Below are 12,498 nucleotides of genomic sequence, written 5' to 3' on the forward strand. Positions count from 1 at the left end.
AACAGAGGCCGCGGCCAGGAGAGGACCGCGGCCGAAAGCGGTAGCTCAGGTCTCCACCAGCGGCCGGTACTCGGCCTCCGCCAGCCCGAACGTCCACGCCACCCCGCCCCGGGCCGTCCGCGTGTCCGGCGGCACCCGCAGCCAGTACACCCGGCTGGTCCCGTCAGGCTCCGGCGTGCTGTTCACCACCTCGACCATCGTCAGCGGCTCGTCGTCGGCGAACCGGAGCTGCCACAGCACCCCGCACTCGTCCTCGCCGACGCGGTGGGCGCCGGCCTCGCGGAGATACCGCTCGTAGCCGAAGTGCTCCAGCATCACCCGCCGCAGCTCGGCGTTGCGCTCCGAGGCGATCTCCTGGTGCGTCAGCCTCGACAGCCGGCGCACCAGGTCCGGCGGGATCGGCATCCCGCGCCAGGCGTGCAGGCCGAACCCGTCCCGGAACCGCACCGCGGGCGCGTCGGCCGCGTGCAGCCGCCCGATGTTGTCCCGGTGCAGCTCGACCGGCCGCTCGGTGAGGATGGCGACGTCCGCGTAGGGCCACCACCACCCGGCCGCCCGGGCGACCCCGGCGAGCCCGGCCAGCCGCTGCACGGCAAGCAGGGCGGCCCCACCACCAGAACCGGAGCCGGAGCCGGAGCCGGAGGAACCGCCGGAGCCGGTGACAGCCGCCCCGTAGTCCGGGAACTCGGCAGCAGGAGCCGGAGCGTCGGCGACCGCGTCGAACGCCGCCAGCCAGCCCGCGTCGTGCTGCCCCCCGACGGCGTCCAGCAGCACGGCGCGGGCGTGGGCCGGCAGCTCCGACCGCAGGTGCGTGCGCAGCGGCACGGCGACCCGGTCGTTCACCATCCGCCAGGCGTCGGCGCCGCAGGCCGACCACAGCGCGGCCCACCCGTCCGGCCCGAGCAGCGCGTGCACCTCGGCGCGCGCGGCGGCCCACGGCTTCGTGCGCACCGCCGCCCGCACGGACGGGCCGGCCGTCCCGGCCACCGGCGGGCAGCCCTGCGAGCTGAGCTGGAACGCGACGCCCCCGTCCGGGGCGACCGTCGACAGCCCGGTCAGCAGGGCGGCCGCCCGGGCCGCGGCCAGCGGCGACGCGAACCAGACGATGTGCTTCGGCGGCCGCAGCCCGGCCGACCGGTACGCCAGCCGCACCCCGTCCTCGGCGGCGGCCCGGTCGGCGGGCACCGTCGACAGCCCGGCGGCCAGCCACTTGGCGGAGACGGCACCCAACGCCTCGGCGGTCATCAGTCAGCCACCGGACGCCACGAACCCGGCACATACTCGCGCTGGCGCACCACCTTGTAGGAGCCGGCCGGGATGCCGATCGCGCCGTGCTCCTCGTGGACCACGCGGGCCCGGGTGACGATCCGCACGAAGAGCCGGTCGATGTCGTCGCGGTCGGCGAGCAGCATCACATCCGGCCCGACGATCACGTGGGCGTGGCCGGTGGCCTCCCCGCGGGCGAGGATCATGCGACCCGACCGGTCGCGCGGAGCCGGCACGGCCGTCGCCGGGACCTCCGCCACGCTCACGGGCACCAGCAGTACATCTCCTTGGCGATACACGGGGGACCTCCGAGCCGCGAGGGGGGCACCTGATACGCCGCACACTAGCCAGGGGGTACGACAATTTTCCGGCCCCGCCCGCGCCCCGGCGGCGACTTGATGGACAATGATTGAAGAGCAACAGGAGGGGAGTATTCCCTCGCGGCGATCGTCGTCAGCACGGTGCACCCACGGTCACGTGGGACGCACCCGGCGTCGTCGGTCACCCGGCGTTGGCGGGTGACGGAAGAGACCTCCGGTGTCAACTGCACAGTCCGCGCGTCCCCCTGGGGTCGGCGCGGTCTGTGGTGTGTCTACCGGAGGAATACACGTGGACGTTGCCGGCTGGATCTGGACCGCGACGCTTGTCGGTCTGGGCGCCATTCTTCTGTTCGACCTGGCGATCGTCGCCCGTCGGCCGCATGAGCCGTCGATCAAGGAATCGACGATCTGGGTCACCGTCTACGTCGGGCTCGCCGTGCTGTTCGGCCTGTTCGTGCTGTGGAAATGGGGCGGCGGCTACGCCGGGGAGTTCTACGCGGGCTGGCTGACGGAGTACAGCCTGTCGGTTGACAACCTGTTCGTCTTCGTGATCATCCTGTCCCGGTTCAAGGTGCCCCGGCAGTACCAGCAGAAGGTCCTGCTCATCGGCATCGTGCTCGCCCTGGTCATGCGCGGCGGGTTCATCGCGATCGGCGCGGCGGCGATCAGCCGCTTCTCCTGGGTCTTCTACATCTTCAGCGTCTTCCTGATCTACACCGCCGTGAAGCTGGCGACGCAGGGCGAGACGGACCAGGACGACTTCAAGGAGAACGCGCTCATCCGCTGGTCCCGGCGGGTGCTGCCGATGACGAAGCAGTACGAGGAGTCCCGGCTCACCGCCCGCGACGAGCGCGGCCGGCTGCACATGACCCCGATGATCGTGGTGCTCATCGCGATCGGCACCACCGACCTGATCTTCGCCCTCGACTCGATCCCGGCGATCTTCGGCCTCACCGCCGAGCCCTACCTGGTCTTCACCGCGAACGTCTTCGCGCTCATGGGGCTGCGCCAGCTGTACTTCCTGATCGGCGGCCTGCTCGACCGGCTGGTCTACCTCTCGATCGGCCTCGCCGTCGTCCTCGGCTTCATCGGCGTCAAGCTCTTCCTCGAGGCGCTCGCCGACAACAGCCTGCCGTTCATCAACGGCGGCGAGCACGTCGAATGGGCCCCGCACATCGGCATCGAGCTGTCGCTGAGCGTCATCATCGGCACCCTCGCCATCACCACCGTGGCCTCGCTCATCAAGTCGCGGCGCGACGCACGTGCACAGTCTGTGGAACCAGACAAGACGTCCAACGCTTCTTAAAAGCCCCGAACAGGGTCGCGCTCCGCACATTGAGGCGCGATTATGGGGTACCACGGCCGGGCGGGTGATGCATGATGCACGAGATCGCACAGCAGGGCCATCTGACGGCCCCTGCGGTGTTATGCCCGTTTACGCCGCGGATCTCGCCGCACGCCGACGAGGTGCAGCGCTGGTCGCTGCACTGGGCGACCCGCCACGGCCTGCTCGAGCAGCCCGGCGCGCGCCAGGCGTTCGCGCGGGCCCGGTTCGCCAACCTCATGGCCCGCGCCCACCCGGACGCGGGCCCGGCCGAGCTGCAGCTCGCCACCGCCTGGCTGATCAGCATCTTCGTGCTCGACGACCTGCTGGAGAAGGCCCTCGTCCGCGCCCCGGGGCCGACCCGGGCCGCGGTCGACGGGTTCGTGCGCCGGCTGCGCCACCAGCGCACCGACGGCCGCGAGCTGGCCGAGGCGCTCGGCCGGCCGCTCACCGGCGCCCTCGACGAGGTGTGGCGGCGCACCGAGGAGCGGGTCGGCCCGGCCTGGCGGGAGCGGTTCGTCGGGCATGTCGCCGACTACCTCGACGGCACGCTGTGGGAGGCGGGCAACCGCGCACACGACCGCCCGCCGCTGCTGGACGAGTACCGCACGATGCGCTACCACAGCGCCGCGACCGAGATGTTCTTCGACCTCATCGAGCCCATGCACGGCGTCGAGGCGCCCGCGGCCCTGCTCGCCGACCCCGACTTCGCCACCATGCGGCAGTCCGCCGGCATGATCATCGGGATCTTCAACGACCTGATCTCATGGCCGAAGGAGGTGGCCGTCGGCGACCACCACAACATCGTCTTCGCGTTCCAGCGCGAGCACCGCCTGTCGCTGCAGGACGCCGTCTACGCCGCGGTGGCCGAGCACGACGAGCACGTCACGACCTTCGAGGCGGCCCGGCAGCGGCTCGGCGCCGCCGATCCCGGGCCGTGCGTCGACGACCTGGTCCACTGGATCCGCGGGAACCTCGACTGGTCGCTGGAGTCGGGCCGGTACACCCCGGCCCAGATCCCCCAGCAGCGCACCACCGACTAAGGACTCAGGCGTGCGCCCGCTTGCGGGCCACCCGCTCGCGGTCCTTCTGGTCGAGCATCACCTTGCGGATGCGGACCGCCTCCGGCGTGATCTCCACGCACTCGTCCTCGCGGCAGAACTCGAGGGCCTGCTCCAGCGACAGCTTCCGCGGCGGGATCAGCTTCTCCGTCTCGTCGGCGGCCGACGAGCGCATGTTGGTGAGCTTCTTCTCCTTGGTGATGTTGACGTCCATGTCGTCGGCGCGGGAGTTCTCGCCCACGATCATGCCCTCATACACCTCGGTGGTCGGCTCGACGAACATCGACCCGCGCTCCTGCAGGTTCATCATCGCGAACGGCGTCGCCACGCCCGAGCGGTCGGCGACGAGCGAGCCGGTGGCGCGGGTGCGCAGCTCGCCGTACCACGGCTCGTAGGACTCGAAGACGTGGTGCAGGATGCCGGTGCCCCGGGTGTCGGTGAGGAACTCGGTGCGGAACCCGATCAGCCCGCGCGCCGGCACCAGCCACTCCATGCGGATCCAGCCGGTGCCGTGGTTGACCATCTGCTCCATGCGGCCCTTGCGGGTGGCCAGCAGCTGGGTGATCGCGCCGAGGTACTCCTCGGGGGCGTCGATCGTCAGCCGCTCGGTCGGCTCGTGGACCTTGCCGTCGATCTCCCGGGTGACGACCTGCGGCTTGCCGACCGTCAGCTCGTACCCCTCCCGGCGCATCTGCTCGACGAGGATCGCGAGGGCCAGCTCGCCACGCCCCTGGACCTCCCAGGCGTCGGGCCGCTCGGTGGGCAGCACGCGCAGCGACACGTTGCCGACGAGCTCGCGCTCCAGGCGGTCCTTGACCAGGCGGGCGGTCACCTTCGCGCCCTTCACCTTGCCGGCGAGGGGCGACGTGTTGGTGCCGATGGTCATCGAGATGGCCGGCTCGTCGACCGTGATGCGCGGCAGCGGCACCGGGTTCTCGGCGTCGGCGAGCGTGTCACCGATCATGATCTCGGCGATGCCGGCCACGGCGATGATGTCGCCCGGCCCGGCCTGCTCGGCCGGCTTGCGCTCCAGGGCCTCGGTCATGAGCAGCTCGGAGATGCGCACGCTCTGCTGGGTGCCGTCCTCGCGGCACCAGGCGACCGTCTGCCCCTTGCGGATCGTGCCCTGCCGCACCCGGCACAGCGCCAGGCGGCCCAGGAACGGCGAGGCGTCGAGATTGGTGACGTGGGCCTGCAGCGGGGCTTCCTCGTCGTACGCCGGCGCCGGGATCGTGTCGAGCAGCGTGCGGAACAGCGGCTGGAGGCTGTCGCTGTCCTCCGGCACCGTCCCGTCCGCCGGCTGGGTCAGCGAGGCGATGCCGTCGCGCGCGCAGGCGTAGATGATCGGGAAGTCGATCTGCTCCTCGTCGGCGTCGAGGTCGAGGAACAGCTCATACGTCTCGTCGACGACCTCGCGGATCCGCGCGTCGGGCCGGTCGACCTTGTTGATCACCAGGATGATCGGCATGCGGGCCTTGAGCGCCTTGCGCAGCACGAACCGCGTCTGCGGCAGCGGCCCCTCGCTCGCGTCGACGAGCAGCACGACCCCGTCGACCATGGTCAGCCCGCGCTCCACCTCGCCACCGAAGTCGGCGTGCCCCGGCGTGTCGATGATGTTGATCGTCACGGGGTCGCCGCCGTCGCCCGGCACGTACCGCACCGCGGTGTTCTTGGCGAGAATGGTGATGCCCTTCTCGCGCTCGAGGTCCATCGAGTCCATGACCCGGTCGGTGAGCTCGGCCCGGGCGTGGAACGCGCCGGCCTGCCGCAACATCGCGTCGACGAGCGTGGTCTTTCCGTGGTCGACGTGGGCGATGATGGCCACGTTGCGGAGATCTGAGCGGGTCTGCATAGACGCCATTGTTCCAGGCGCCCGTTGCATGCCCGCACGGACTGTGCACGCTGTGACGAACGACCCGTGCGGGGCGGCGGGAACGCCATCGAGCGGTTAGCCTGCGGGCACGGGGAGGTAGACAATGGAATACGACGAGGACACCGACGAGTTCCCGAGGCCGAGGCGGGCCGCGAGACGCGTCGGCGCCGTCCTGCTCACGGTCGCCCTGGCCGTGGTCCTGATCGGCTGCGCCGTGATCGTCAACCTGGCCAAGGGCGTGGACCGCCCGTCCGGGGCGGCCGCGACCAGCCCCGCCGCTCGCCCGACCCCGTCGGACTCTCCCTCGGAGTCGCCGTCGCCGTCGCCTCCGCCACCGCCGCCGACGGAGGAGACCCAGACGACGGAGGCCCCACCGCCACCCCCGAAGACGACGAAACCCGGCTGCCAGCCGACCTACAAGGGCAAGCAACTCGCGAAGTCCCAGGTCCGCAAGTATCTGGACACGGCGTCGAAGACAAAATACTGGGGAACGAGGGCCCCGGCGGCGGAACAGGCGATCCGCGTCCCGGTCCGCCTCCTGTATGCGATCGCCGACCAGGAAAGCGGCTGGCAGTCCAACATCTACGCCTGCGACAAGGGCGTGGGCATCATGCAGGTGATGCCCGACACCCACACCTGGATGAACCAGCGCTTCGGCACGACGTACAACATCGACGTCCCGGCCGACAACGTCCATCTGGGCGCCCAGTACCTAGCCTGGCTCTTCTCGTACTACGGCGCCCAGCTGAAGACCTTCAAGGCGGACGGCACCTACAACCTGTCCGACCCGACCCTGCTCAACGGCGTCATCTCCGCCTACAACTGGGGCACCGCGGGCGTAGACCCCGCCAAGGGCAAGGCCGGCATTCCCAACGGCCAATACGTCGACAACGTCAAGGCCCTGATGGAGTTCTGCTGCGAGGACTATTAAGACCAGGATGACTCGGGTCCGCGCAAGGCGCGACCGTCGCTCCCGCCAGACACCGCGGGTGGGGCCCACCAGGGTGGGCCCGACCCGCTGCCACCGCCGTCGCCCCAAGCCCCCACCCGGCTGCTCGCCGCCCAGGGACGCCCCCGTCAGCCGCCGCATCTCCAAAGACGTTGGTCGATCTACCCGCACCCCTCAAGGACCGACAGCCACCCGATCCGACCAACCTCCGCTGGCGCCCCCCGCAAGCACCCCCGGCACCCCCGCCCTCATGATCAATGGAGACTTCCGGTCGCCATGACAGCCAATTCCGTCCAACGATCACGGCCCCGCCCGGCGACAAGCACCGTGAGGCTGGGCGCCGGACCGGCCCGGTGGGCGCTGAAGGAGTAAACGAGGCGGCGGGTTGGCCCTGCACCGTGCGACGGCGAGCCGCTGGGGGCTGAGCGGAGCGAGGAGCGGCGAGCGGGGCTGAGCGGTTTGCGGGACGGCGAGCGGGCTGAGCGCGGTGGTATGCGGGGCGGCGAGTAGGGCTGAGCGGTTTGCGGGGCGGCGAATAGCGTCTGAGCGGTATGCGGGGCGGCGAGTGGGGCTGGGGGCCGGCCGGGGCGGGCGGTGTGGCGGAGCTGCGGGTGGGTGGGGTGACGCGGCGTGCGGGGCGTCAGCGCGCTTCCTAGACTCAAGTCGCATGAGGCTTGATCCGGTCGGTCGCTTGCTGAAACTCCCGCCACCGCTGGCCAACCGGGTCCACGTGACGCGCGCCATCCCCGTCCGGGCTCGCGACGGCGCCATCCTGCGGGCCGACCACTACGCGCCCGCGCTCGGCGCCAGCCTGCCCACCGTGCTCGTCCGCACACCGTACGGCCGCGGCGCGCCGGTCAGCCTGCTCTGCCGGGCCGTCGCGCAGCGCGGGTTCCATGTGCTCATCCAGTCGTGCCGCGGGACCGCCGACTCGGGCGGGACGTTCGAGCCGCTGCTGCAGGAGCGTGAGGACGGGCTCGACACGCTCGACTGGCTGCGGCGCCAGCCGTGGTACGACGGGCGGCTGCTCACCTACGGCCCCAGCTACGTCGGGTTCGTGCAGTGGGCGCTCGCCGCCGAGGCCGGGGACGAGCTCAAGGCGATGGCCACCATCGTCACCGCCTCCGACTTCGGGCCGCCCACCTACGCCGGCGGCGCCTTCTCGCTCGACACCGTGCTCACCTGGTCGGCGCTGCTGGAGGCGCAGCGCGGCCCGCGGCTGGAGAACGCCGTCGAGCTGCTGCGCGGGCAGCCGAAGCTGCAGCGCGGGCTGGCCCGCGTGCCGATGGCCGAGGCCGACCGGATCACCACCGGGGCGGAGATCGAGTTCTTCCAGCGGTGGCTGGCCGAGGGCGACCCCGCGGCGCCCTACTGGACCGAGCGCGGCCACGCCCACCGCCTGCCCCATGTCACCGCGCCGGTCCTCATGATAGGCGGCTGGTACGACATCTTCCTGCCCTGGCAACTGTCCGACTACGCGGCGCTGCGCAAGGCCGGCAGCCAGCCGTACCTCACCGTCGGGCCCTGGCACCACGGCAGCGCCGGGCTGTTCCAGCACTCCGCGGCCGAGTCCGTCGCCTGGTTCCGGGCGCACACCGGCGGGCCGGAGCGGGTGCGCGAGCGGCCGGTCCGGGTGCACGTCGGCGGGGCCGACGGGTGGCTCGAGATGGCGGACTGGCCGCCGCCCGACAGCCTGAGCCAGCGGTGGTACCTCAGGAGCGGCGGACGCCTGGACCGCGCACCCGGCCCCGACGGCGAGCCCGTCGACGCCTTCACCTACGACCCGAAGGACCCGACCCCGGCGCTGGGCGGTCCGCGCCTGGTCGGCAAGATCTCCGGCCGGCGCGACAACCGTCCCCTGGAGTCGCGCCCCGACGTCCTGACGTTCACGTCCCCGCCGCTGACCGAGCCGCTCGACGTGATCGGCCCGGTCGCCGCCGACGTCGTCGTGCGGGCCACCGCCCCGTACTTCGACGTCTTCGTCCGGCTGTGCGAGGTCGACGAGCAGGGCCGCTCCTGGAACATCTGCGACGGCCTGGCCCGGGTGCGCGAGCCGGACGGCGAACTGGTGCGCGTCGAGCTGTGGCCCACCGCCCACCGCTTCGCCGCCGGCAACCGCATCCGGGTGCAGGTCAGCGGCGGCGCCCACCCGAGGTTCTCGCGCAACCCGGGCACCGGCGCCCCGCTCGGCCACGAGCTGGAGCTGCGCGCCGTGCGTCAGGAGCTGCTCGCCCCGTCGTCGATCACGCTCCCGGTGCCGCCCACCGCCGAGGAGAACGGCCGCTGACCGGCGGCGTCAGTCCTCGAACGTCGAGGGGCCCACGTCGGTGTACGTGCCCTCGGCCGGGTCCCACTCGAACTGGCGGCCCTCCGAGCCGGCGCTGACGATCTTGCCGAACGCCGGGTAGCGCTCGACGAGCCACTCCAGGTCGGGCATCAGCAGCTCGCCGGCGTCGGCCAGCTGCTCGTCGGTCTCGTCCCCCACGAGGAGGTTCCAGCCGCTCGCCCGGCGGCCGTCCGGCGCCGGCGGGAGGGTGGCGTCCTCCGGATCGTGGTACACGTATCCGGGGGCCAGCGACTCGTCCTCCACCAGCCGCCGCGACGCGAACGCGATCAAGTTACCCATGCCGTCCAGTATGGCGCCCGTCCCGAGAGGGGTCCGGATGACCACCGCCGCCGAGGAACACCGCACGATCGCCGGCCGATTCACCGAGCTCACCCAGCATGCGCGACCCGGGACCTGGGACGCCCCGTCCCCCTGCCCGGGCTGGGCGGCCCGCGACGTGGTGCGCCACCTCGTCGAGTGGCTGCCCGGCTTCCTGGCCGCCGGGGCGGGCATCGAGCTGCCGAAGGGCCCGTCGCCCGACGACGACCCGGCCGGCGCCTGGCAGGCGCACGCCGCCGCCGTCCAGGCCCTGCTCGACGACCCGGCGAGCGAGTCGGTCGTGCTGCGCGACCGCAACGTCGGCGAGCTGCCGCTGCCGGCGGCGATCACGATGTTCTACACGTCGGACGTGTTCATGCACACCTGGGACCTGGCCCGCGCGACCGGCCAGGACGACACCCTCGACCCGGAGCGCTGCGCGCGGATGCTGGAGGGCATGGGGCCCGCGGAGGCGGCCATGCGGGGCAGCGGCCACTTCGGCCCCCGCGTCGAGGTCCCCGGCGACGCCGACCCGCAGACGAGGCTCCTCGCCTTCATCGGGCGCCGTCCCTAGCGCAGCACCGCCTCGGGCAGGCCGCGCACGACGGCGATCGTCTGCGCCTCGGCCTCCACGGCCGAGCGGGTCGCGGTGGACAGCCGGCCCCACGGCGTCAGCGCGACCTCCAGCCGGCCCTTGCGCACCGTGCCGCGCCAGGTGCCGGCGAGGTCGCCGTCGTGCAGCAGGACCCCGGGGTTGCCGAGCATCCGCCACACCTCCTTCTCCCGGGCCTTCTCCGGCGTGAGCACCGACCGGTCGCGGGCCTGCAGGAACGGGTCGGAGGGCGGCAGCAGCCGCACGCCCGCGACCGGCTCGGCGGCGCGGAGGGCGTCGAGGTCCTCGGCCGGCAGCCAGGCCTTGCGCCCACCTTCGCCGACGGACACCTCGGCGAGGTCTTCCGGCCACGCCGGGCGGATCGCCGAGACGGTGGTCCCGAGGTACTTCGCCGCGTCGCCGGGCGTCGCCGGCCCGAGTATCCGCAGGTAGGCGCGCAGCAGCCCGGCGGTCCCGGCCGCCGCCCGCGGCACCCCCGGCCAGCCGTCGATCGGCCGGAGCACGGTCTTCGCCGCCGGCTCGTCCAGCTGGACCCCGCCGGCCAGGCCGGCCTGCTGGAACAGCGCGCCCGAGATGTGCGTCGCCCCGCAGGCGCGGCAGTCGTAGGTCACCTCGGCGGGCACCCGGTCGCTGACCGCCCGGCTGGCGTCGCCTTTCGCGGTCTCCCGCAGTACACCCGTGGAGAAGGCATCCGCAGCGGCGGTGAAGGCCGCCAGGCCCAGTGGCCCGCCCGCCGGAATCTGCGTGCTGCCGAACCGGGCGGTCGCGTCGGCGTCGCTCAGCGGCCATAGGGCGGCCGCGACCGCGGGCAGGTCGGCCCGCCGGTGCAGGTGCGGGGCGCCGCGGGTCGCCCAGACCAGCGCCAGGTCGCCGTCCAGCGGCCGGGTGGTGCGGGCGGCGAGGGCCTGGCGGGCGGTGCCGGCCGGCACGTTCGGCACGCCGAGATCGAGCACGGCGAGCGCCTCCGGCTCGGCGTCGAGGCGCTCGTGGAGCTGGTTGGCGCGGGTGCGGTAGGCGAGCACGGTACGGCGGTCGACGGCAGGCATCAACCCATTCTTGCCGGGCGCGCGGCCGCGGCGGAGGATCGACGCATGGACGAGTTCACGGACGACGAGCTGGCGTTCCTGCGCCACGTGCGCTTCGGTGAGCTGCCGGCGCGGATCAGGCCGGAGGAGCGCGTCGAGCTGACGGAGACCGAGAGCAGGCGCGACCGGCCCGACGACCCGCCGGCGCCGGACGACAGCGTCTACCCCTACTGGGCGGCGGGCTGACCGTCTCCTAGAGCGGGTGGTGTGAACCGTCCGGGTCGGGCACCTCGGTCATGTCCGGCGGGCGCGTGGCCGACTCCGGCGGCGTGCCGCCGGGTGGCGTCCAGCCCGCCGCCAGTTCCTCGTCGACCTGTTCGGCCGAGCCCTCGGGCAGCTCCTCGCCCTGCGTGGCCCGCCCCGCGGCCCCCGAGCGGATCGTCGAGTGGTGCTCGACGTACTCGTCGAACTCATCCATACCAGGCGGCGTACCCCGGGCCAACCCCGACAAACACGCACAGTCTGTCCGCTGCGGCGGCCCGCCCGGCTGGCTGAATCGACCTTCGTGATCGAGCACTTCGCGTACGGCTGGCTCACGCCGGCGCTGGCCCTCGCCCTGGCGTTCCTCGGTTGCCTGCTCGGCACCTACCTGGCCGGGCGCTCCCGCGGGTACAGCGGCCACCACCGCGCCCGCTGGCTCACCCTCGCCGCGCTCGCGTTCGGCGCCTGCGGCACCTGGCTGCCGCACTTCATGGCCCTGCTCGGCGCCGACGTGCCCGGGACGGTCGTGCGGTACGACGTGACGGTCACCGCCCTCGGGCCGGGGCTCGCGGTCGTCGTGCACTGCCTCGGCCTGTACCTCGTCGGCTTCGGGCGGCCCAGCGCGTGGAAGATCCTGCCGGCCGGTGTCCTCACCGGCCTCGGGCTGACCGCCGTGCACGGCAGCGGGCCGCTGGCGATGCGGATCGCCGGGACGGTGGGGTACGACCTGCGGCAGCTCCTCGCCGCGGCCGTCGCCGCGATCGTGGCCGCGACGGTCACGCTGTGGTGCGTGACGGTGGTCCGGGGGACGGCGGCGATGCTGTGCGCGGCCGGCATCATGGCGATCGGCGTCTGCAGCACGCATTACACGGTGATGGCGTCGGTACGGGCGGTGGTCGCCCCCGTCCCCGGGGAGATCCCCGGGCAGAGCCTGTTCACCCTGCTCGTCCCGGTCTGCGTGGTGGCCGGCGTGCTGCTCAGCGGGCTCGCGTACAGCACCGTCGGCCTCGCCGTGCGCCAGGACACGGCGCGGGAGGAGGCGCTGCTGCGCCGGGCCCGGGACATGTACTCGGTCGCGACGCTCACCCGGGCGGCGGCCGCGCGGCAGCTGGAGCAACGGCAACGGGACCGCGGCGACGCCGCGGTCCCGTCCCATCGGTGA

13 protein-coding genes are annotated in these 12,498 nt (G+C 72.8%); 7 read left to right on the forward strand and 6 right to left on the reverse strand.

From position 1 onward, the window contains the following. Positions 1 to 45 precede the first annotated feature (45 nt). Positions 46 to 1,245: a DUF6745 domain-containing protein gene (locus IEZ31_RS35695; protein ID WP_190254486.1), complete on the reverse strand. Its 1,200-nt coding sequence runs from the start codon at positions 1,243 to 1,245 to the stop codon at positions 46 to 48. Continuing rightward, the gene (locus tag IEZ31_RS35700; RefSeq protein WP_505661138.1) at positions 1,245 to 1,610 is read right to left on the reverse strand and encodes a DUF8820 family protein; all 366 of its coding nucleotides are present in this window, start codon (positions 1,608 to 1,610) and stop codon (positions 1,245 to 1,247) included. Before IEZ31_RS35700 ends, IEZ31_RS35695 begins: the two co-directional genes overlap by 1 nt. Before the next feature lie 265 nt (positions 1,611 to 1,875). Here IEZ31_RS35700 and IEZ31_RS35705 point away from each other — a divergent pair, with 265 nt between their 5' ends. Further along, complete coding sequence (locus IEZ31_RS35705) at positions 1,876 to 2,892, forward strand: TerC family protein (RefSeq protein ID WP_190254488.1); 1,017 nt, start codon at positions 1,876 to 1,878, stop codon at positions 2,890 to 2,892. A gap of 116 nt (positions 2,893 to 3,008) precedes the next feature. After that, a complete protein-coding gene (locus tag IEZ31_RS35710; protein WP_190254489.1) occupies positions 3,009 to 3,953 on the forward strand; it encodes a terpene synthase family protein in 945 nt (314 codons plus the stop codon). 4 nt (positions 3,954 to 3,957) lie between these two features. Here IEZ31_RS35710 and typA read toward each other — a convergent pair whose 3' ends face one another. Further along, positions 3,958 to 5,823 carry a translational GTPase TypA gene (gene typA, locus IEZ31_RS35715; RefSeq protein ID WP_190254490.1) on the reverse strand — a complete coding sequence of 622 codons (1,866 nt, stop codon included), beginning with the start codon at positions 5,821 to 5,823 and terminating at the stop codon, positions 3,958 to 3,960. Between the two features lie 124 nt (positions 5,824 to 5,947). Between typA and IEZ31_RS35720 the strand changes: the two genes are divergently transcribed. Together IEZ31_RS35720 and IEZ31_RS35725 are read left to right on the forward strand one after the other, a co-directional pair. Next, positions 5,948 to 6,775, forward strand: a complete 828-nt coding sequence (locus tag IEZ31_RS35720) for a transglycosylase SLT domain-containing protein (protein WP_190254491.1) — start codon at positions 5,948 to 5,950, stop codon at positions 6,773 to 6,775. A gap of 685 nt (positions 6,776 to 7,460) precedes the next feature. Further along, positions 7,461 to 9,080, forward strand: a complete 1,620-nt coding sequence (locus tag IEZ31_RS35725; RefSeq protein ID WP_190254492.1) for a CocE/NonD family hydrolase — start codon at positions 7,461 to 7,463, stop codon at positions 9,078 to 9,080. A gap of 9 nt (positions 9,081 to 9,089) precedes the next feature. Here the strand turns inward: IEZ31_RS35725 and IEZ31_RS35730 are convergent, their stop codons facing one another. After that, a complete protein-coding gene (locus IEZ31_RS35730; protein ID WP_190254493.1) occupies positions 9,090 to 9,419 on the reverse strand; it encodes a hypothetical protein in 330 nt (109 codons plus the stop codon). Between the two features lie 37 nt (positions 9,420 to 9,456). Here IEZ31_RS35730 and IEZ31_RS35735 point away from each other — a divergent pair, with 37 nt between their 5' ends. Continuing rightward, the gene (locus tag IEZ31_RS35735; protein ID WP_190254494.1) at positions 9,457 to 10,011 is read left to right on the forward strand and encodes a TIGR03086 family metal-binding protein; all 555 of its coding nucleotides are present in this window, start codon (positions 9,457 to 9,459) and stop codon (positions 10,009 to 10,011) included. Here IEZ31_RS35735 and IEZ31_RS35740 read toward each other — a convergent pair. Then, positions 10,008 to 11,096 (reverse strand): DNA glycosylase AlkZ-like family protein, encoded by a 1,089-nt coding sequence (locus IEZ31_RS35740; RefSeq protein WP_190254495.1) that lies wholly within the window; start codon positions 11,094 to 11,096, stop codon positions 10,008 to 10,010. The genes IEZ31_RS35735 and IEZ31_RS35740 overlap by 4 nt on opposite strands. Positions 11,097 to 11,141: 45 nt before the next feature. Here IEZ31_RS35740 and IEZ31_RS35745 point away from each other — a divergent pair, with 45 nt between their 5' ends. Further along, a complete protein-coding gene (locus IEZ31_RS35745) occupies positions 11,142 to 11,321 on the forward strand; it encodes a hypothetical protein (protein WP_190254496.1) in 180 nt (59 codons plus the stop codon). Positions 11,322 to 11,328: 7 nt separating this feature from the next. On the opposite strand, the gene IEZ31_RS35750 is transcribed toward IEZ31_RS35745, so the two are convergent. Then, the gene (locus tag IEZ31_RS35750) at positions 11,329 to 11,553 is read right to left on the reverse strand and encodes a hypothetical protein (RefSeq protein ID WP_190254497.1); all 225 of its coding nucleotides are present in this window, start codon (positions 11,551 to 11,553) and stop codon (positions 11,329 to 11,331) included. Between the two features lie 87 nt (positions 11,554 to 11,640). On the opposite strand from IEZ31_RS35750, the gene IEZ31_RS35755 reads away from it, so the two are divergent. Further along, entirely contained in the window at positions 11,641 to 12,498 is an 858-nt protein-coding gene (locus tag IEZ31_RS35755; RefSeq protein ID WP_190254498.1) for an MHYT domain-containing protein, read from the forward strand.

It is taken from the genome of Dactylosporangium sucinum, from assembly GCF_014647515.1.
Taxonomy (GTDB): Bacteria; Actinomycetota; Actinomycetes; order Mycobacteriales; family Micromonosporaceae; genus Dactylosporangium; species Dactylosporangium sucinum.